The organism is Aeribacillus composti, assembly GCF_007827555.1.
Taxonomy (GTDB): domain Bacteria; phylum Bacillota; class Bacilli; order Bacillales; family Aeribacillaceae; genus Aeribacillus; species Aeribacillus composti.
In genome coordinates, this window is record NZ_VISS01000007.1 from 64,495 (window position 1) to 85,244 (window position 20,750).

The following is a 20,750-nucleotide window of genomic DNA, read 5'->3' on the forward strand; positions in this document are numbered from 1 at the left end:
TAATTTTCCCCCCATGTAAATTTTAAAATAGTATATTCAGGCTCTATTAGAAGCCTTTTTTAAAATTGTTTTGTTCGCTCATGCTTTGGATGAACTAATATTTCTTCAGGCGGTCCCTGTTCAATAATGGCGCCGTCTGCCATGAACACAGCACGATTCGCTACTTCTCTTGCAAAGTGAATCTCATGAGTTACAATCACCATTGTTTTGCCTTCATCAGCAATTTTTTTAATAATCGACAAAACCTCTCCAACCATCTCAGGATCGTGCGCGGAAGTAGGTTCATCAAATAAAATGACGGAAGGGTTTAAAGCAAGTGCTCGCGCTATACCAACACGCTGCTGTTGACCGCCGGACAGCTGGCCAAGATAGTCATTCATTTTCTCTTCCAGGCCAACTTTTTTAAGTAAATCAACGCCAATTTTACGCGCTTTGGCAGCTTTCATTTTCTTTGCAACGATAAGACCTTCCATTACGTTTTCCAGCACCGTCTTATTTTTTAAATAAATTATTATGCTGAAAAACCATTGCGGTCTTTCGTCTTAGCGTTAAAATGACTTTTTTTGACGCATGTTTTCCTTCCACGGAAAACACATCAATAGTAATAGTACCTCCGTCAGGTCTTTCTAAATAATTCATACATCGAAGAAGGGTGATTCTCCCAGATCCGCTTGAATCGATAATAACTAGGACATCCCCTTTGTTTACTTTTAAATCAATTCCTTTAAGAATTGAATTTTTTTAAAGCTTTTTTGAATGTCCTTTAATTCGATTATACGAATCACCTCTCTTTATTATCAAAAATATCAAAACATTGGGTTAATTGAATAATCTACACTATAACACAACTATTCCTAGTTGTAAAGTATGAATTAAATTGTTATAATGGAAAATGTTCGTAAATTTAATAGTTCATTGAACCTATTAAAATATTAATCTGAACAGAGTTTGCTTAAGGAAGTGTGGAACGTGTCAAAAAAATTATTTGTGAAAACGGATGCGCAAAGATTGTGGATCGAAAAGCTGTTAAAGCATGAAGAGTCGTTTAAAAGTCATTCTAGGGAAAGCGATGAAAAGACAAAGTTTCCAAAAGAAAATATCCAAGCGCTTGTCAATATGGGGTATACGAAGCTCTCGCTGCCAAAAGAATATGGAGGCGGCGGCATTGGTGTCACAGATCTAGTTCTATTCCAAGAAACCATTGCTAGCTTTGATGGTGCTACAGGCCTAGCCATCGGTTGGCATCTGGGCGTCGTTGGGGAGTTGTATGAGAAAAAACTTTGGAGGGAAGAAAAGCTTGCCTCTTTTGCAAAAGAAATTTTAAACGGCGCTTTGGTGAACAGAGCAGTTAGTGAAGCAAAAACAGGCAGTCCAACCCGCGGCGGGCGCCCTGAAACGGAAGCAGTGAAAAGAGATGGCAAGTGGATTATTTCGGGCAGAAAGACATATACTACTATGTCACCTGTGCTGACACATTTTCTTGTATCTGCATGGGTTGAAGAAAAGGAAGGAATTGGATTTTTCTTAATTGAACGAGAAGCAAAGGGATTATCAATTGAAAAAAATTGGGACGTTATCGCCATGAGAGGAACAGAAAGTCACGATCTTGTGTTAGATAACGTTGAAGTAGCAGAAGAAAATTTTGTAGAGCTAAACCATGGACCGAGAGGAAATACAATAAATGGTTGGATTCTGCATATTCCCGCTTGTTATTTAGGTATTGCACAGGCGGCGCGTGATTATGCAGTGAAATTTGCGACAGAATATTCTCCAAATAGTATAAATGGAACCATTAGCCAATTGCCAAATGTACAAAATTTAATCGGTCAGATTGACTTAGAATTAATGAAAGCTAGACATTTCTTGTATAGCGTAGCGGAAATTTATGATGATGAAGCACGCCGTCCATACATTACAAACGAGCTTAGTGTTGCGAAGCATATTGTGACGAACTCAGCCATCAACATTGTCGATAAGGCGATGAGACTAGTTGGAGCAAAAAGCCTTCAACTGTCAAATCCGCTGCAGCGGTATTATCGTGATGTGAGAGCAGGGCTTCACAATCCGCCAATGGATGATATGACGATTTCTAAATTGGCTCAAACAGCCATTCAAGAAATGGAAAATAAATAATTTATATAATGCCTTCTTTTCACAGGGACTGATTTTAAAAAAGCTGATCCAAGGCCGTCAAATATTTTTTTTGGGTCAGCTTTTTTATGAATTAGCAATGCATCAAAGATATTCAATACATTCGGTAATTGTAGACATCGTGAGCACAATAACTAAGACGCCAGAAAAACCGATTCATCGAGTCTTCAAAATTATGAATTTGAATGAATGATAGGAGAAACATCAGTTTATAAAAAAAGAGCCCTTTGTCACACAAAGGGCTCAAGCTCTGTTTTTATGCGAAATGTTCATATATCAAAGAAAATCAGTATTTCCTCGATTTTTCGCTGAAAGGGCTAGTAAAAATCTACAACTCATCTCCTGAAAACCGATGGAATAAAACCATCCGTTTCAGGAATTTCAGGAACATTCTTCGTCATTTAAAAGAGACTGGCAACAGCCTATTTAACTGTTTGCCGCTGCCTCTTTTTTCAAAATGAAATTTTTCATTCTCTCCCGATCCCGATCCAAAATCGGTTTTAAATATTTTCCTGTATAAGACTGTTTCGCTTCTGCCACTTCTTCAGGGGTACCCGTTGCAATGATTGTTCCTCCGCCGTCCCCGCCTTCTGGTCCAAGGTCGATGATATAGTCAGCTGATTTAATCACATCTAAGTTATGCTCAATTACAAGAACTGTATCTCCGTTTTCAACAAGCCGATGCAAAACCTTCAAGAGTCTAGCAATATCGTCAACATGCAGCCCTGTTGTCGGTTCATCTAAAATATACAGCGATCTTCCAGTAGATCTGCGATGCAGCTCTGAAGCAAGCTTTATCCGTTGTGCTTCCCCACCGGACATTGTCGTAGCCGGCTGACCAAGTTTCATATAACCAAGTCCTACATCGTAAATGGTTTGCAGCTTCCGTTTGATTTTTGGAATATTTTCAAAGAACTGAAGTGCGTCTTCCACAGTCATTTCTAAAATATCCGCAATATTTTTTCCTTTATATGTGACTTCAAGAGTTTCCCGGTTATATCTTTTTCCGTGGCATACTTCACACGGAACATATACATCTGGAAGAAAATGCATTTCAATTTTAATGATTCCATCGCCTCGGCATGCTTCACAGCGGCCGCCCTTCACATTAAAACTGAAGCGTCCTTTTTTATAGCCTCTTACTTTCGCTTCATTCGTTGCTGCAAACACATCACGAATATCGTCAAATACGCCGGTATACGTAGCTGGATTTGAACGCGGCGTTCTTCCAATCGGAGATTGGTCAATGCTGATGACCTTATCGAGATGTTCAATCCCTTTCATTTCTTTATAGGCACCAGGTTTTGTTTTACTGTTATTCAGCTTTTGCGCCAAGCCTTTTTGCAATATTTCATTGACTAACGTACTTTTCCCCGAACCAGATACACCTGTTACTGCCAAAAATACACCTAAAGGAAATTTGACATTTACATTTTTTAAATTGTTCTCGCTTGCTCCTTTTATTTCAATATACCGACCATCCGGTTTTCTTCTTTCGACCGGCAATGGAATGAACTTTTTCCCTGACAAATATTGTCCTGTAAGCGAACGGTCATCATTCATCACTTCTTTTGGTGTACCCGCAGCTACAACTTGACCGCCGTGCACGCCAGCTCCCGGCCCAATATCGATCAAATAATCAGCTGCAAGCATCGTATCTTCATCATGTTCAACTACAATCAACGTATTGCCGATATCCCGCATATTTTGAAGAGCACGGATCAGCCTGTCATTGTCCCGTTGATGCAAACCGATAGACGGCTCGTCCAATATATAAAGTACTCCTGTCAGTCTTGATCCGATTTGCGTGGCAAGACGGATTCTTTGCGCTTCTCCACCAGAGAGCGTACCAGCTGATCTGCTTAATGTTAAATAATCAAGACCTACCTCAATTAAAAAATTCAGCCGTTCTTTTATTTCTCTTAAAATCAAATTGGCAATTTTCATTTCTTTTTCTGTCAATGCCAATTGGTCAAAAAACTGATAGGCTTCACGAATAGATAATTGAGCGACTTGTCCGATATGGCGTCCGTTAATAAGAACAGCCAGACTTTCCTTTTTCAGTCGATGCCCTTTGCATGTCGGACACGGCTGATTCGTCATATATTTTTCCATTTGTTCACGTATGAAATCAGATGTCGTTTCTTTATAGCGCCGTTCTATATTGCGGACCACACCTTCAAATTCTACATAGCCTTCCCGGATTTGCCCGAAATCGTTCTCATAGCGAAAATAAATTTTTTCCCCGCCGCTTCCAAATAAAATTTTATCGAGCAGATGTTTCGGTATATCTTTAACTGGAATGTCCATATCAATACCGTAATGGTTGCAAACCGCTTGAAGAAGCTGCGGATAATATTGAGAGCTTGTCGGCTCCCACGGTGCAATTGCGTGTTCTTTTAATGTCAAGTTTTTATTTGGAATAACGAGATCCAAATCCACCTCTAGTTTTGAACCTAAGCCGTCACAAGCATGACAAGCTCCGTACGGGCTGTTAAAGGAAAACATCCGCGGTTCAAGCTCTCCAATCGAAAAACCGCAAATCGGGCAGGCATGATGTTCACTGAAAAGCAGCTCTTCGCCATCGATGATGTCAATTATGACTTTTCCATCGCCTAATTTTAAAGCTGTTTCAATTGAATCGGTCAACCGGCTTATAATCCCCTCTTTCACGATCAGCCGATCCACAACGACATCGATGGAATGTTTTTTATTTTTTTCAAGAGAAATATCATCGGTAAGCTCCATCATTTCTCCGTCAATCCGCACGCGGACAAACCCTTGCTTTTTTATTTCCTCCAATGTTTTCACATGCATTCCTTTTTTTCCAGACACAACAGGCGCAAGAACCTGCAGTCTTGTCCGTTCCGGATATTCCATAATCCGGTCAACCATCTGTTCGATTGTTTGCGAAGAAATTTCTATCCCATGCACCGGACATGTCGGCCGCCCGACACGGGCAAAAAGAAGCCGTAGGTAGTCATAAATTTCTGTCACCGTTCCGACCGTTGAACGCGGATTTCTGCTTGTCGTTTTTTGATCAATCGAAATGGCCGGCGATAAGCCTTCGATCGCATCGACATCAGGTTTATCCATTTGTCCTAAAAATTGGCGGGCATAGGCAGATAAAGACTCCACATATCGCCGCTGTCCCTCTGCATAAATTGTATCAAATGCTAAAGAAGATTTGCCCGATCCCGATAAACCTGTTACAACGACAAGCTTGTCTCTTGGAATCGTGACATCAATGTTTTTTAAATTATGAGCGCGTGCACCTTTTACAACAATTTTATCCATTGCCATATCCAATCATCCTTCCGCTTTCAGCTCCAAAATTAGATCGCGCAATTCAGCAGCTCTTTCGAAATCTAATGCTTTTGCAGCTTCTTTCATTTCTTTTTCCATACGGGCTATCAGTTGTTCTCGATCTTTTTTCGACATTTTGTTCAGCTTCACAGCCTTTTCCGTTTTATATTCTGCTTCATCTTCCGCTGCATATGTCGCCCTAATTACATCGCGAATATCTTTTTGAATCGTTTTTGGCGTAATGCCATGTTGACGGTTATATTCCTCTTGAATCGCACGACGCCGTTTTGTTTCGTTTATGGCGATTTCCATCGATTTTGTGATTGTATCAGCATACATAATGACATGCCCGTTTGCGTTCCGAGCCGCCCGTCCGATTGTTTGAATAAGAGAACGTTCCGAACGGAGAAATCCTTCTTTATCTGCATCTAAAATTGCAACGAGAGAGACCTCCGGAATATCAAGCCCTTCCCTGAGCAAATTGATCCCGACCAACACTTCATGTTTGCCAAGGCGCAGGTCGCGGATAATTTCAATGCGCTCGAGCGTTTTAATTTCGGAATGGAGATATGTCACCTTAATCCCGATTTCCCGCAAATAATCCGTTAAATCTTCCGCCATTTTTTTCGTTAATGTGGTCACAAGCACCCGCTCATTCCTTTTAACCCGCTTTTGAATTTCGCCGATTAAATCGTCTATTTGCCCTTCAACAGGTCGGACGTCAATGGTTGGATCTAAAAGTCCAGTCGGGCGGATAATCTGTTCAACAACAACCGGCGTATGCTCCAGCTCATACGGCCCAGGGGTGGCAGAAACATAAATGACATGTTTCATATGCTTTTCAAATTCCTCAAATTTTAACGGACGGTTGTCAAGTGCTGAAGGCAAACGGAATCCATGATCGACAAGCACTTGTTTTCTCGCCTGGTCGCCGTTGTACATCCCGCGGATTTGCGGAATCGTCACATGCGACTCGTCAATGACGATCAAAAAATCATCTCCAAAATAATCTAAAAGCGTATAAGGAGTCGAACCGGGCGGTCTTAATGTAAGATGACGGGAGTAGTTTTCAATCCCGGAGCAAAAGCCCATCTCCCGCATCATTTCTAAATCATATCTTGTCCGTTGCTCGAGCCGTTGCGCTTCCAAAAGCTTTCCATTCTCCCGCAGTTCATGCAGCCGTTCCTCAAGCTCCTTTTCAATATTAGCAATGGCAATTTTCATTTTTTCTTCTCTTGTCACAAAGTGTGATGCCGGGAAAATCGCTACATGCTCCCGCTCTCCAATAATTTCGCCTGTCAGAGCATCAACTTCACGGATGCGGTCGATTTCATCTCCGAAAAATTCCACGCGGATACAATGTTCATCGCGCGAAGCAGGGAAAATTTCCACTACATCCCCGCGCACGCGAAAAGTTCCCCTGCGAAAATCTACATCATTTCTTTCATACTGCACATCCACTAAACGGCGCAGCAAGTCATTGCGCTCGATTTCCATTCCTGTACGAAGACTTACGACCAGCTCACGATATTCTTCTGGCGAACCTAAACCATATATGCAAGAAACGCTTGCGATAATAATAACATCTTTCCGTTCAAACAATGCAGAGGTGGCCGAATGTCTTAATTTATCAATTTCATCATTAATGCTCGCATCTTTTTCAATATACGTATCTGTTTGCGGAACATACGCTTCCGGCTGATAATAGTCATAATAGCTGACAAAATATTCAACTGCATTGTTCGGGAAAAATTCTTTAAACTCGCTATACAGCTGTCCGGCAAGCGTTTTATTATGGGCAATGACCAGCGTCGGTTTGTTCACTTCTTTAATCACATTGGATATCGTAAACGTTTTGCCAGTTCCAGTTGCACCTAACAATGTCTGATGTTTTTTTCCTTGCCTGATTCCCTCCACCAGCTCTTTGATAGCTTTCGGCTGATCTCCTTGAGGCTGGTAATTTGAAACTAATTCAAACCGATCCATGGAACATCCTCCAATTCAGAAACTTATATTTTATTTTAACATATAATCAGGCTGAATCACCAAAAATACGAACTGACGTTTGATTTTCATAGACAATAAAAACCTGTCAATCGTGTTGAACAGGTTTAAGTAGATGTTTTCTTATCCTTTTTCATGCTTCTGGCAGCGATAAAACCAGCTGCTAAGCTGGCTACATCCAAAATGGCGATATAAATAGTATCCATATGACCTGCAAAATAAGAGGCAATTAATAAACCAGCCGTCAACAATGTCCCAACGACATGACTATATGTAACTCTTGTGAAAAATAAGACAAGCAAAAAAGGGGCGAATGCGGCAAACACAAGCTTGATCATAAAAAAACCTCTCTTCGTCAACGGTTATACATTTATTATATTGAAGCCCTCAAAAAGCTTTCAAGCAAAACCACAAAAGAGAAGGGAAAAATAAGCCAATGCAAAGAATAAAAAATAATGCGATGTATAGCGGTCAGAAAACCTAGGAAACAGGGGAAATAGTTGAAATCGATGAAGACAAAATAAACGAAAAGAAATAGCTTTATGATTATATTTAAATGCAATAATGAAGCTCATAGGCTAAAAAATTCGCATTTATTAAAGCAACTTTTATACTATATTTACTTTTTTCTTACGGTCACCCCCTAAGACTACCCTAAGCATATAAAAAAGCATCCAATAGTCGCCTTTTTTCACTATTGGATACTCTTTCTTAATCTTGAGATAGATAAAACAAATGATCTAAATTTACATATGAAATATCGTATTCAGAATTTACTGCATGTAATATTTTTTGATAATCTTCCACCTTAAGATCTAGTGGTAGATTTTCAAACAATTCTCCATTTACATGAAAATCCAGTATTAATGCACAAAAATCTTTACCATCAACTAAATCCATTGCAAACTCTCTAAAAATATCTGCATCTTCTTCATTTAACTGTTCATCTGACAATACATAGATTTTTATTACATTTTGAAATTGTTGAATATCCTCTTCATTCATGTATTTATAAAGGTCTTCTTAATCCCCGATAATAAGATATCCCATAGACATACTGTTTTTAAATAATAAATAAATTTCTAAATCCCTAAGTCTAATTTGTCTTTTTTAAGATATATAATTTAATTGATTCTCCCTCTAAATGTAGAGATGTTTAATAATTATTTAAAGATTAAAAAATATTTTTCAATATTCGTTTTGTTTCAGCATATACATTGCAATACTCCTGAACTCCACTTATCAAAAAATGAATGATTCCAGCCACCTAAACTTAATCATCTCATCTGTAACATAAAGAGCTGTTAGGTCACCGAGCAATATCTTGGATCAATTCTCTTTAGCATTAGTTTTAGCTTTATCTAATTCTTTTTGGTTCTTAACTGCATTCTTGAAAGTTTCCTTTTCTTGTACACATTTTTTGTATGCCTGATTTTATTTTATGACTTGGATTATCTGTAACGATTATTTGCCGATAAATGTTCTTGAGCTTTATTTTTGATTATTCTCCAAAAACGCCTCATATGCTAAACCGATTGCTCCGCAAAGTCCCGCATTATCCCCTAATCCGGGCGGAACAATATAATCTGCAATGTTTTCTAGCACCACTTCATGGCGAACATAACCGTTTAATAAAGCTTGAACATTTTGATGTATAAGGGGGAACAATTGCTTTTGTTTGGCGACTCCGCCGCCAATTATTATTTTTTTAGGCGATAAAACGAGTATAAGATTGGCAATTCCTTGTGCAATATAGTACGCTTCCAACTCCCATACTTTCTCATTTTTTTCTAATTCTTGCCCCTTTTTTCCCCAGCGTTTTTCTATTGCTGGACCGGATGCCATTCCTTCCAAACAATCTTTGTGATACGGACAATTGCCGGCAAACGAATCTTCAGGATGGCGCCGAACAAGCATATGCCCCATTTCCGGATGGATTAGCCCGTGTACTAGATGTCCTTCAGAGATGGCACCGACTCCGATCCCGGTACCGATCGTCATATAAATGCAGCTATTCAGACCTTTCGCAGCCCCCCATTTCATTTCCCCCAGCGCTGCTGCATTGACGTCGGTATCAAAGCCAATTGGAATAGGGAATTCTTTTTTTATCGCTCCGACAAGATTTATATTCGCCCACTGTAGCTTCGGAGTAGATGTTATGTATCCGAATGTTTCGCTTGTGCGATCTAAATCAATCGGACCGAATGAGCCAATTCCAAGCGCTTTAATATCTTTATCCCGAAAAAATTTGACGACTTGTTCAAGCACTTCATCAGGCGTTGTCGTCGGAAAAGAAGTCCGCTCGATGATATTTCCGTTTTCATCTCCAATTCCACAGACAAATTTTGTTCCGCCCGCTTCAATTGCACCTAAAAGCATGCACAATTCCTCCCATGATTTTGTCCATAATGTTATGTCCAATTTTTCATTAGCGGCAGGTTGTCAAATTAATAAGATTATAATAAATGTTATATGTTTATGGAAGAGAAATATTAAAAAATGCAAGAAAAAAAGGCGATCAGCCATTAGCTGAAAGCCTCATTTAGAAGTTTTTTATTTCGTTCCCATAAAATCGTTAAACTAATGAGGGTCACTAAAACAGTCGCCCCCATATCCGACAGAATGGCTATCCAAAGCGTAAGCCAGCCTGGAATCGTCAGCAGCAGTGCAGCGGCTTTTAAACCTAGAGCAATCCCGATGTTTAACTTGATAATTCTGTTCACTTTTTTGGCGGTTGAAATAGCTTCAGGCAGCTTTCCTAAATGATCTTGCATTAAAACGATATCAGCCGTTTCAATTGCGCTGTCTGTTCCTTTTCCCATTGCAATGCCTAAATCAGCAGCTGCGAGCGCAGGCGCATCATTAATACCATCTCCGATCATTGCCGTTTTTCCTGAGAGAGACAGTTCTTTTACCTTTTCCACCTTTTCTTCCGGCAGAAGGTTTGCAAAATATTCACTTAAACCAACCTTTTTCGCCACTTTTTCAGCAGTTTTTTCGTGGTCTCCTGTCAACATGACAGTCCTCTTCACACCTGTTCGGTGAAGCATGCGGATCACCTGGCTGCTTTCCTGTCGAATTTCATCCGCTATACCGACCATACCGAGAACGTTTTTGTCATCTGAAGCCAAAACGATTGTTAGTCCTTCCTGTTTAAAGGCCTTTATGTCTTCCTTTACATTTTCGCTGAGCGAAAGATGTTGAATCGTTTTTTCATTGCCGACACGGTATTCCTTCCCGTCTATCTCCGCTTTTATTCCCTCACCTGATGTTGCAACAACGGAGCGAGCCTCCAAAAGGGATACGTTTAACTCATCTATTTTTTTCATAATGGCTTTAGCGGTCGGATGAGTAGAGGATTTTTCAATTGATCCGATGATGCTCCAAAAAGAAGGATCATATTCTACAAACTTCTCTACATAAGGCTCCCCTTTTGTCAGTGTTCCTGTTTTATCAAAAGCTATTATTCCAATTTTCCCTAATTGCTCTAAATAAACCCCGCCTTTTACAAGAATGCCTTTGCGTGCATTTCTCGTGATTCCTGAAACGATAGCAATGGGAGAGGATAAAACTAATGCACATGGACAGCCGACAATTAACACTGCCAATCCTTGATATAAAGATGTTCTCCAATCAACTCCTAAGAAAAGCGGCGGAATAAAAATAACGACAAGAGAGATAAGCATGATCAAAGGAGTATAATATTTCGCAAACTTATTAATGAATTGCTCAGTCGGCGTTTTTGTTTCCTGCGCTTCTTCAACTAAATGCAAAATTTTCGCTAGAGACGATTCTTCGTAAGGCTTTGTTATCCGAACTTTCAAAATTCCTTCATTATTAATGCTTCCGCCAAACACTTCATCTTTTGCTTCCTTTTCAACAGGGAGAGATTCTCCAGTAATGGCCGCTTCATTAACTGAGCTTTTCCCTTCCACCACTATCCCATCCGATGGAATTTTTTCACCGGCTTTGACAAGAACAATATCCCCTGCCTTGATGTCATGAATGGAAACTTTCTTTTCCTGGCCATTTATAACAATCGTAGCTTCATTCGGCGCAACTTCTAAAAGCGATTCGATAGAACGACGGGCCTTTTCCATTCCCAAGCCCTCTAAATATTCGTTCACTCCAAATAAAATGGCAACAACAGCACCTTCCTTCCACTCTCCAATGCCAAAAGCCCCAATCAAAGCAATTGTCATAAGGGTGTCAATGTTAAATTTCAATCGAACGAGGTTTTTGGCCCCTTTCAAAAATGTTTTATATCCGCTGATCACCGTAGCAATTATATACATTGTAACAGCGGCGGATGGTGATAATGTTTTTTCGAACACAACAGCAGCTATAAAAGCTAAAACCGAGAGCAAAACGAGCCACAATAAATAAGAATGTGTATCTTCATGTTTATTTTCTTCCTCAATATAGGCCCCATCCGATGCTAAAATTTTTTTGACTTTAGCAATATTAATTTCTTCATTGACATACAGTTTGCTAGATTGAAAATTTAATTTTGCATTTTCCCCATATTCAAGCTTTTGGATTTCCTCTTCCAGATTCTTTGCGCAATTTGCACAAGACAATCCCTTTACCCGATACTGAATCATTCTCTAATCCTCCAATGAAATAGAGTACACATTGCAGTATACAGTATATGTGTTTATATGAATAAGTGTTCATATTTTATATGTCCATTTTATGAAAAGGCAATTCAATTGTCAAATATTTTCGTAAATATAATTTTGACATGTACATATGAATAACCTTACAATATTAATGTTATCGAAATTCGATATCGATTCTCAAAATGGGGTGTTGAAAAATGGAAGATAAAGTGTTGCGCAAGCTTTTTCTCGGTTTTATACATATTCATATTTTACATCATGCAAGCGAACATCCTATATTCGGCTTGTGGATGCTTGAGGAACTGAAAAGTCATGGCTACAACATAAGTGCAGGGACTCTTTATCCGATTCTCCACGCAATGGAAAAGGACGGACTGTTGGAAAAAACAGAACAAAATGTAGAAGGAAAAATACGAAAATATTATACAACTACACAGAAAGGGAAAGCCGTTCTGAAAGAAGCCCGGACGAAAGCGTACGAGCTTTTTAAAGAAATACATAATGAAGGTCGAGGATAACATGAAGGGATCAAAATGGAAAACGCTGTTCGAGATATTTGCCATTTCCACAAAGCTTGGATTGACCTCATTTGGGGGGCCAATCGCCCATTTAGGATATTTTCATGAAGAATATATTCGGAGAAGAAAATGGTTGGATGAAAAGAGCTATGCAGATTTGGTTGCTTTATGCCATTTTTTACCCGGACCTGCCAGCAGCCAAGCCGGGATCGGCATCGGTCTCATGCGGGGAGGAATATTAGGCGGACTTTGCGCCTTTATCGGCTTTACGTTTCCGTCTGCAATCGCACTGATGATCTTTGCTCTTATTCTTAAAGAGTTACATATTGTCGATGCCGGCTGGATTCACGGCTTAAAGATTGTTGCTGCTGTTGTAGTCGCCCATGCTGTTATTGGAATGGCACAAAAACTAGCCCCTGACCGAGGGAGAAAAGCCATCGCATTAGGCGCGCTAGTCGTTACTTTATTATGGCAACATGCTTTTTCCCAAGTTGTCGTCATGTTGCTAGCAGCTTTTATTGGATTTTTATTATATACAAAAGTAGAAGAAGACACCCAGACTTCGTTTTCGTTGCAGGTGCCGATTTCAACACGATTTGCCGCAAGCTGTTTATTGTTATTTTTCGGGCTTCTCCTTTTCCTTCCTTTATTAAAAGCGTGGACTTCTTCTTACTGGATCGGCTTGTTCGACAGCTTTTACCGCTCTGGATCTCTCGTATTTGGGGGCGGACATGTGGTGCTCCCGCTGCTTGAACAGGAATTTGTTCCAACAGGAATGTTGACAGAAAAAGAATTTTTGGCAGGTTACGGAGCAGCACAGGCAGTTCCTGGTCCTTTGTTTACATTTGCTTCTTATATTGGAGCGGTCATGAATGGATGGGCTGGGGGATTCGTTGCAACTTGTGCCATCTTTCTTCCGGCAATTCTGCTCATTTTTGGTACATTACCGTTTTGGGGAAAGCTTCGAAGCAATTCAAAGATTAATGGTGCGTTAATGGGCATACAAGCTGCTGTCGTCGGAATTTTAATTGCCGCTTTTTATGATCCGATCTGGATAAGCTCCATTAATCGTCCGATTGATTTTGCTTTTGCTGCTATTTTATTCAGTATGCTCGCTTATTGGAGGATAGCTCCATGGATCATCGTCTTAACGGGCGCCATCGGCGGCTTGTTCTTGTAAAATTAGATCTGCTGACACAAAGGTCCTTCAGGTTTCATTTGATATGATCCCTCTTATGTAGACTGTAAAAAACATACTGTCTAACATAAGAAGGATTCCTTACGGATAAACTGGACAAAGTATGCCCTTTTCCGACATTTTTTGATCAGGCAGAAGCTTCTATTCATGCCCGATTTCACCCGTTCCTGTATGAAGGCTAGCCGACAGCGTGAATTAACCAAGTTAACGTTTAGGCAAGGCTGTTCAAGAACGAGAGGTTATCTTCTGCTAGTCAATAATTAAATAAACATATTGAGATGCTCAATTTCCATGCTTGGCAGCTTCTCAAAAAGATAAATGAATCGACTTCTCAATGATTGCTCGCAAGTACTGAAATGTCTTTATACGATCAATTTAGAACATTCTCTCCAGCTGCAATCTACTTTGAACCAATCATCTTTTAAAAACTGCTTCAATTATCTCATTGCTAATGTCACTTTTAAAGAGCTCTTAGATTTCTTGGCCCACTGAAAATGCCTCAGAACTAGTTGACCGTATTTCCAATCTGAAAGGTTCCCTCCTCATTATGTACTGTTAAACAGATTTCCTAAACTTGACAAAAAACAGAATGCAAAATACAATAAAATATGAACATATGTTCATATATAATAAAAAGAACGAGGGAATTATGAATGAAGACGGAAGATCATTCTTTCTTAAAACCTGAAACAATTGAACATATATCGCAAATATTTAAGGTGTTAGCCGATCCTACACGAATTAAAATTCTTTATTTGTTATCACAAGAAGAGTGCAGCGTAAATCATATTGCCGAAGTGTTGGAAATGTCTCAATCAGCAGTTTCCCATCAGCTTAGTATATTGCGAAATCTTAGACTTATTAAGTATCGCCGTGAAGGAAAAACACTGATTTACTCCTGTAATGACGAACACGTTTTTTCATTATTAAAACAAGCCATTGATCATTCTGAACATCAGTAAGGAGGCATTTGACCATGAACAGCCATCACCACTCTCACGACCATCACGACTTTAACAGGGAAAACAATAAAAAAGGACTTATAATTGCATTGCTCATTACTGTTGGAATTTTGCTGTTAGAGTTTTTCGGGGGGTTAATGACAAACAGTCTGGCCCTTCTTTCTGACTCTGGACATATGCTTAGTGACGCCAGTTCGCTTGCTCTTAGCCTAATTGCTATATGGTTTGCGGCCAAACCAGCCTCCCCAAATAAAACGTATGGCTTTTATCGTTTTGAAATTTTAGCCGCTTTGTTTAATGGAGTTACCTTATTTGTTATCGCTGGATTTATCATTTGGGAAGCTGTTCAGCGTTTTTTCAATCCGCCGACTGTAGCAAGCGGCTCGATGATGTTGATTGCGTCTATTGGTCTTTTTGCTAATCTTTTAAGCGCCTGGGTGTTAATGAGAAAAGGTGATGTGAAACATAATGTCAATGTTCGCAGCGCTTATCTTCACGTTATCGGCGATGCTTTAGGCTCTGTTGGAGCCATTGCTGCAGGACTCATCATGTGGCTCTTTGGCTGGTATATAGCAGACCCTATTATTTCCATTTTAGTTGCTTTATTAATATTAAAAGGCGCTTGGGGAGTTATGAAGCATAGCATACACATTTTGATGGAAGGAACGCCCGTTACCATTGATCAAAATGAAGTGAAGAAATCCTTAAAAAGCATCGAAGGTGTGAAGGATGTTCACGACCTGCATATTTGGACGATTACATCAGGTTTGGATTCACTAAGCTGCCATATTTTAATTGAAGATCATCAAGACAGTCAAAAGGTGTTACAAGCTGCCATTCACATGATTGAAGAAAAATTTAAGATTTTGCATACAACCATTCAAATTGAAACCTCTCAAATCCATCATGGAAAAATGAAAGTATAGCTTTTTTCGGAGTTGATTGAAATGGAACAAAATGTTGATGTTCTTGTAATCGGTGCTGGCCAAGCAGGATTAGCGATGGGATATTATCTAAAGCAACATGATATATTATTTGCCATTGTCGGAAAGGAAAATCGAATCGGAGATGTTTGGAGAAATCGTTACGATTCCTTAGTACTTTTTACCCCTCGATCGTTTAGCTCCTTGCCAGGAATGGTCTTAAAGGGTGACCCGAACGGATATCCAACTAAGGATGAAATAGCCGATTATTTAGAGGATTATGCTCAAAAATTCGAATTACCTATTCATCTGAATACAGAAGTCATTTCTCTTCAAAAAGAAAATGAGATTTTTAAAGTGACAACCAATCATAGGAGATATATGGCAAATAAAGTGGTTATAGCAACGGGGCCTTTTCAAAAGCCATATCTTCCACCATTTGCCGAAAGCTTATACGATCAAGTGTATCAAGTGCATACATCCGGCTATTTGAATCCATCTCAATTGCAAGATGGCTCTGTTTTAGTAGTCGGTGCAGGAAATTCTGGAGCGCAAATTGCAGTTGAATTGTCCGAAGACAGAGAAGTTTATTTATCAGTAGGTCATAAAATAAGGTTCCTTCCACTTGAAATTATGGGGAAAAGTATTTTCTGGTGGTTTCAAAAAATAGGTTTATTAGACGTCCATATCAATAGCCCGTTAGGCAGGTTGATCAGTAAACAAAGCGATCCTATTTTCGGTAAAGAGCTGAAACATTTACTACAAGAAGGCAAAATAAAAATGAAGCCTAAAACAGAGAGTGTTTCAGGAGATGTTATCTCTTTTGCAGATAACAGTCAAATTCAAGTTCAAAATGTCATTTGGGCAACCGGATTTTATTTTGATTACAGCTGGATACAAATTCCTAATGTTTTAGATCATAGAGGAAAGCCCGTTCACCAAAGAGGGGTTACTCCAGTGAAAGGATTGTACTTCTTAGGATTGCCTTGGCAATATCGGAGAGGCTCCGCTCTTATCGGAGGGGTGGGCGCCGATGCAGAGTACTTGATAAATGATATTTTAAACCATTGAAGGTGCTTGCAATGTTTAGCTAGAGTTTTTTCTAGCCGCGGCTATTTTCATGATTAGACATATTTACTGAAAGGCTTCAAATATCATTGAACAATGTCAGTTCCTTTGCACAATAATTTCTCGAGCCTAATTCTGCTAGCTATAACATTTTTTGACGTAAAAAACCACTTAGCCAATCATCATTGACTAAGTGGTTTGATGTGATAGAGAAAATATACCTTTATCGTTCCGGAAAAAAAATGAAACTCATTCCGAAGAATTATGGCCTATTCCTAAAAATTGTGTCGCTATTCCTGTTGATTATTTACCATTCACACCGGTTAAGAGGCTTCTGACTTCCATTTCTCATCTTGCACAAAGAGCAAGCCGAGTTCATGATGCTCCCCTTCGTATAAGGCGCGTTGGACAAAACGGATTTCTTTGTTATGCCCTAGTACCTCCAACTTACAATGCGTCCTGCTGATCTGCAGCGCTTCGTAAAATTCGTACGTTGTTTTTACATTTTTTCCATTCACCTTTGTTATAACTTCTCCCGCTTTTATTCCCATTTTCTCTCCCGGGGATTGAGGAAGCGTGCCTAATACGACCAGTCCATAATCTTGTTTCGAGAAATAAAAAGCGGCCGAATTATCATTCATCCTTTGTTTTACAGTTATTAATCCCTTTCCTATCAATGCTAGAGCCGTGGCAACAAACGACAGAAATGGAGCCCACAACGAAGCAGCAGCAACAACAAGAGAAATGATTCCAAGAATCGAAATGCGCCGGCCTGTTACTTGAATGCTTTCCTTTGGCAAAGACCCTTGAATTCTTTGATAAAAACCGACAAAATACGGAATCATCACGAGCATAAATGGTTCACCATTTAAAGAAATAATTGGCCACCAAGAAAAAGGAGATTCCAATGAACCGCCTGGAACTAAAAGCATTAACGGAATCATCCATGTTCTGTTCGCTACATGATTCCCAATCGGCAATCCTCTCTTGCTTTTTATGATAAATGGGGATGTATGGTAATGTGCTGTTCGATAGATGAGAATCCCTTCACAAATAAGCAAAAAGCTCAAAAATAGCGACAAGACACTGTAGTTTGTTTTATCAAGGCTCACAAAAAATTCATCGATCCAAGGAGATTGATCTGCCATTCCATTTAATAAAGCTGTTAAAAAAATCGTTCCGCCCAATGAGATCGTTGATGACAAAAAACGCGGCTGAAAAGTTAAACTAACAGCCAGCAGCCAAATAGTCAATAAAACGAGTGTTCCAAATGGAATCCACAGTCCTAGAAGCATGAAAAGAACAGAAAGGACCAGGCCAGCGATAATTCCCTTCGTATAAGTAAAACGAATATCGTCAAACACATCATATACGCGCACATGAAAAGATTTTCGTTCTCTTCTAACCCGCCAATATCCATTTAAAAAGGAAAAAATGAGAAAGAAATACAAAAGCGGATGCAAGAAAAAACGGCCTATGCTGAAAAGCAATTCTAAAAGCCATTGTCCAACCAAACGGCCCACCCCTTTTACGAATCATATGAGACTTTCCTCTATTTTATCAAATCTTTTAAAAAAGAAGCTAGAACGTCATATAAAAAACTGGAAATAGGTAAAAAGGCCGATTGACCAAATTCATGGAGCGGCGGCTTTTTTGGCTTCATACCGCTTTTTTCTAAAAAGCTGAATGAATCAGACTTGCAGCAAATTGATCAAAAAATTGAGCAAGGAAACAGCCACTTAACAATGCCGCTCTGTCACTTCCCGATGATTTAAAAGAAAACGCAGCCTTATTGTCATAAAGCTGCGTCCATCCTCTGTATGCATAAATAATTGTAAATTTCACTACGATATGAAAGCAGAAATTTTCTCAACTGAAAAGCCTGCACAAGGAAGCGAAATCTCATTTAGAGGCTGTCCATAAAGTGAAATCCCTATTGAAAACAAAAAATCATAAACATCGATATATCAACGTTTCTAAAACATTAAAGGGGCGTCAATAAGCCGTAAAAACGACTTATTAGACAGCCCCTTAAACAAAATGCAACAGAAAAGCTGCCGTATTTTTTCAATACTTAAGAAGATCGTGCTAATAGTGAAATGGCAGTTTGCAGCTGCAAGTCATTTTGTTTTGAACGAGTTTCTTTTGTGATCAATTCATTCATTTTTATAGCTGTTTTTTGATCCAACTTCCCCGTCACGGATAAACCGTTCATTTTTTGAAACGCCTTTACAGCCAGCTCGGTTTCTGCACTGAAATAACCGTCTTTTCTCCCAGGATCATAACCTAATCCTGATAATAATATTTGTGCAATGCGAACTTGTTCATTATTCATCTCTTTTTTTAATGGCTGTAAAATATCGAGCGGTCCAGCTTTAAAATAATCCGGCTGCGATATTTTTACCGTTGGTTCCACACCTTTTTCATGAATCCAATTTCCTTTAGGAGTCAACCATTTGTATAACGTCAGCTTTATGTTGCTTCCATCATCCAGCGGTATTGTTTGCTGAACTGTTCCCTTTCCAAAGGATTTTTCGCCGACAATGGCATACCCTCCTGCTTCTTTCAACGCAGCTGCCAAAATTTCCGAAGCAGATGCGCTGCCGTTGTCAATTAAGACTGCAATAGGATAATGCTTCTTTTCTTTTAATGTTGAATAATACATCTCCCTTTTTCCGTCTCTCTTTTCTATTTGAATATATGGTGCATGATTAGGGACGAGCTGCTGCAAAATTTGCTCTACAGCCTGCAAATATCCCCCCGGATTGCCGCGAACATCGATGACTAAACCGTTAATTTTCTTTTTTTCTAACATTTTTAGCTTTTGTTTAAAGTCATCAGCTGTCCTTTCAGAAAATGAAGTAATATGCAAGACGCCTAACCGCTTGCCATTTTTATTGATTTCGGAGCTGAACACTGTTTCAATCGGAATCTCATCCCGCTTTACTTCAAAAAACAATAAATCTTTACTTCCAGGGCGGCGTATCGTAAGTTTGACGGTTGTTCCTTTTTCTCCTCTGATTTTCAGTACTGCATCATGAAGATCTGAACTGGAAACTGTTTTACCATCAATTTTCACAATTTCATCATTTGGCTTTAAGCCCGCTTTTTCCGCCGGCGAATTTTTAAATGGTGAAATAATGGTTATTTTGCCGTTGTTCATACCGATTTCGGCACCGATTCCTTCAAATGAAGAATCAAGGGACTCTGTAAATTGTCTAACAGTTTCCTTATCCATATAGACTGAGTATGGATCGCCTAAAGAAGATAGCATCCCTTGAATGGCACCTTCTAGGAGACGTTTTTTGTCGACTGGATGGACATATTTTTCAGAAATTAATTCATACGTGTTTATAAATTTCTCCAATCCTGGAATGGTTTCATCTGAACTTTGCGCAGATGCAGCAATTGTTTTATTTTCCAGCGATTCATTATTTTCAGCATGACCGTGCACATCCAAAACGACGATGGAACTGGTCACTATCCAAAACACTGTAATCAATTTTATTATTTGTTTCATATGTTTTTGCCTTCCTTTCCAACAATCCGAATTATTTATAGCGTATGCAAAGCTTGTACAAATCATGTGCGGATTACAGGAAAAGGAAAAGCAATTCAAAAAAACTTAATATACCGCCCTTTGACAAGAATTTGACCGCTTCTAGCCAGGTTCCATCAAGAAAATAGAAAAATCAGCTAACGATCATCTTTGCTTTGATAATGGGTAAGGTGTTTTGTTCTCATAAAAACGCTTTCCTTTTCTTTTAGTCAAGCAAACTGCCTACACCGGCATAATCATACGGGAGGAGTAACTATATTTTTTGTAATTATCTATCACTACATGAAAAAGAATTATTGTGAAAATCAATCCATTGAAGCTTTATGTAATCTCCCGTTTCCTCTATTTTTTGCATCGATGAAACACGATCAGAAGAAAACTGTTTTGCAATTTATAAAAAAATAACAATGCACAACAAACTCTTCTTCCCTTAAGAGCT

14 protein-coding genes and 1 pseudogene are annotated in these 20,750 nt (G+C 39.2%); 6 read left to right on the forward strand and 9 right to left on the reverse strand.

What is annotated here, in order from left to right; translation table 11 throughout:
• Positions 1-59 precede the first annotated feature (59 nt).
• Positions 60-776 (reverse strand): annotated as a pseudogene (locus FB379_RS05455) (amino acid ABC transporter ATP-binding protein).
• A gap of 193 nt (positions 777-969) precedes the next feature.
• Here FB379_RS05455 and FB379_RS05460 point away from each other — a divergent pair.
• Complete coding sequence (locus tag FB379_RS05460; RefSeq protein WP_094245201.1) at positions 970-2,133, forward strand: acyl-CoA dehydrogenase family protein; 1,164 nt, start codon at positions 970-972, stop codon at positions 2,131-2,133.
• Positions 2,134-2,577: 444 nt separating this feature from the next.
• On the opposite strand, the gene uvrA is transcribed toward FB379_RS05460, so the two are convergent.
• The 6 genes from uvrA to FB379_RS05490 form a co-directional block, all read right to left on the reverse strand.
• Entirely contained in the window at positions 2,578-5,454 is a 2,877-nt protein-coding gene (uvrA, locus tag FB379_RS05465) for an excinuclease ABC subunit UvrA (RefSeq protein ID WP_144597334.1), read from the reverse strand.
• Between the two features lie 6 nt (positions 5,455-5,460).
• Positions 5,461-7,443, reverse strand: a complete 1,983-nt coding sequence (gene uvrB, locus FB379_RS05470) for an excinuclease ABC subunit UvrB (protein WP_063389184.1) — start codon at positions 7,441-7,443, stop codon at positions 5,461-5,463.
• A gap of 125 nt (positions 7,444-7,568) precedes the next feature.
• The gene (locus FB379_RS05475) at positions 7,569-7,799 is read right to left on the reverse strand and encodes a CsbA family protein (protein WP_063389185.1); all 231 of its coding nucleotides are present in this window, start codon (positions 7,797-7,799) and stop codon (positions 7,569-7,571) included.
• A gap of 373 nt (positions 7,800-8,172) precedes the next feature.
• On the reverse strand, positions 8,173-8,466 hold the full coding sequence (locus tag FB379_RS05480) for a hypothetical protein (RefSeq protein ID WP_144597336.1): 294 nt from the start codon (positions 8,464-8,466) through the stop codon (positions 8,173-8,175).
• Between the two features lie 486 nt (positions 8,467-8,952).
• Positions 8,953-9,840, reverse strand: a complete 888-nt coding sequence (locus FB379_RS05485; protein WP_144597338.1) for an ROK family protein — start codon at positions 9,838-9,840, stop codon at positions 8,953-8,955.
• A gap of 146 nt (positions 9,841-9,986) precedes the next feature.
• Positions 9,987-12,065 carry a heavy metal translocating P-type ATPase gene (locus FB379_RS05490; RefSeq protein ID WP_144597340.1) on the reverse strand — a complete coding sequence of 693 codons (2,079 nt, stop codon included), beginning with the start codon at positions 12,063-12,065 and terminating at the stop codon, positions 9,987-9,989.
• Between the two features lie 215 nt (positions 12,066-12,280).
• On the opposite strand from FB379_RS05490, the gene FB379_RS05495 reads away from it, so the two are divergent.
• The 5 genes from FB379_RS05495 (at position 12,281) to FB379_RS05515 (ending at position 16,755) form a co-directional block, all read left to right on the forward strand.
• Complete coding sequence (locus FB379_RS05495) at positions 12,281-12,601, forward strand: PadR family transcriptional regulator (protein ID WP_144597342.1); 321 nt, start codon at positions 12,281-12,283, stop codon at positions 12,599-12,601.
• Position 12,602: 1 nt separating this feature from the next.
• A complete protein-coding gene (gene chrA, locus FB379_RS05500) occupies positions 12,603-13,781 on the forward strand; it encodes a chromate efflux transporter (RefSeq protein ID WP_144597344.1) in 1,179 nt (392 codons plus the stop codon).
• A gap of 671 nt (positions 13,782-14,452) precedes the next feature.
• Positions 14,453-14,761, forward strand: coding sequence for an ArsR/SmtB family transcription factor (locus tag FB379_RS05505; RefSeq protein WP_063389190.1), 309 nt, complete (start codon positions 14,453-14,455; stop codon positions 14,759-14,761).
• 14 nt (positions 14,762-14,775) lie between these two features.
• A complete protein-coding gene (locus FB379_RS05510) occupies positions 14,776-15,687 on the forward strand; it encodes a cation diffusion facilitator family transporter (RefSeq protein ID WP_144597346.1) in 912 nt (303 codons plus the stop codon).
• Between the two features lie 21 nt (positions 15,688-15,708).
• A complete protein-coding gene (locus tag FB379_RS05515) occupies positions 15,709-16,755 on the forward strand; it encodes a flavin-containing monooxygenase (RefSeq protein ID WP_144597348.1) in 1,047 nt (348 codons plus the stop codon).
• A gap of 320 nt (positions 16,756-17,075) precedes the next feature.
• Here FB379_RS05515 and FB379_RS05520 read toward each other — a convergent pair whose 3' ends face one another.
• Both FB379_RS05520 and FB379_RS05525 read right to left on the reverse strand, forming a co-directional pair.
• Positions 17,076-18,266 carry a PDZ domain-containing protein gene (locus tag FB379_RS05520; RefSeq protein WP_242009296.1) on the reverse strand — a complete coding sequence of 397 codons (1,191 nt, stop codon included), beginning with the start codon at positions 18,264-18,266 and terminating at the stop codon, positions 17,076-17,078.
• A gap of 560 nt (positions 18,267-18,826) precedes the next feature.
• Positions 18,827-20,272, reverse strand: coding sequence for a S41 family peptidase (locus FB379_RS05525; protein WP_144597352.1), 1,446 nt, complete (start codon positions 20,270-20,272; stop codon positions 18,827-18,829).
• Between the last annotated feature and the right edge of the window lie 478 nt (positions 20,273-20,750).

What these genes read in the sequence shown, in the direction of transcription:
- uvrA (WP_144597334.1), bottom strand. Translation starts at nt 5,454, where the DNA reads ATGGCAATGGATAAAATTGTTGTAAAAGGTGCACGCGCTCATAATTTA.
- uvrB (WP_063389184.1), bottom strand. Translation starts at nt 7,443, where the DNA reads ATGGATCGGTTTGAATTAGTTTCAAATTACCAGCCTCAAGGAGATCAG.
- FB379_RS05475 (WP_063389185.1), bottom strand. Translation starts at nt 7,799, where the DNA reads ATGATCAAGCTTGTGTTTGCCGCATTCGCCCCTTTTTTGCTTGTCTTA.
- FB379_RS05480 (WP_144597336.1), bottom strand. Translation starts at nt 8,466, where the DNA reads ATGAATGAAGAGGATATTCAACAATTTCAAAATGTAATAAAAATCTAT.
- FB379_RS05485 (WP_144597338.1), bottom strand. Translation starts at nt 9,840, where the DNA reads ATGCTTTTAGGTGCAATTGAAGCGGGCGGAACAAAATTTGTCTGTGGA.
- FB379_RS05490 (WP_144597340.1), bottom strand. Translation starts at nt 12,065, where the DNA reads ATGATTCAGTATCGGGTAAAGGGATTGTCTTGTGCAAATTGCGCAAAG.
- FB379_RS05495 (WP_144597342.1), top strand. Translation starts at nt 12,281, where the DNA reads ATGGAAGATAAAGTGTTGCGCAAGCTTTTTCTCGGTTTTATACATATT.
- chrA (WP_144597344.1), top strand. Translation starts at nt 12,603, where the DNA reads ATGAAGGGATCAAAATGGAAAACGCTGTTCGAGATATTTGCCATTTCC.
- FB379_RS05505 (WP_063389190.1), top strand. Translation starts at nt 14,453, where the DNA reads ATGAAGACGGAAGATCATTCTTTCTTAAAACCTGAAACAATTGAACAT.
- FB379_RS05510 (WP_144597346.1), top strand. Translation starts at nt 14,776, where the DNA reads ATGAACAGCCATCACCACTCTCACGACCATCACGACTTTAACAGGGAA.
- FB379_RS05515 (WP_144597348.1), top strand. Translation starts at nt 15,709, where the DNA reads ATGGAACAAAATGTTGATGTTCTTGTAATCGGTGCTGGCCAAGCAGGA.
- FB379_RS05525 (WP_144597352.1), bottom strand. Translation starts at nt 20,272, where the DNA reads ATGAAACAAATAATAAAATTGATTACAGTGTTTTGGATAGTGACCAGT.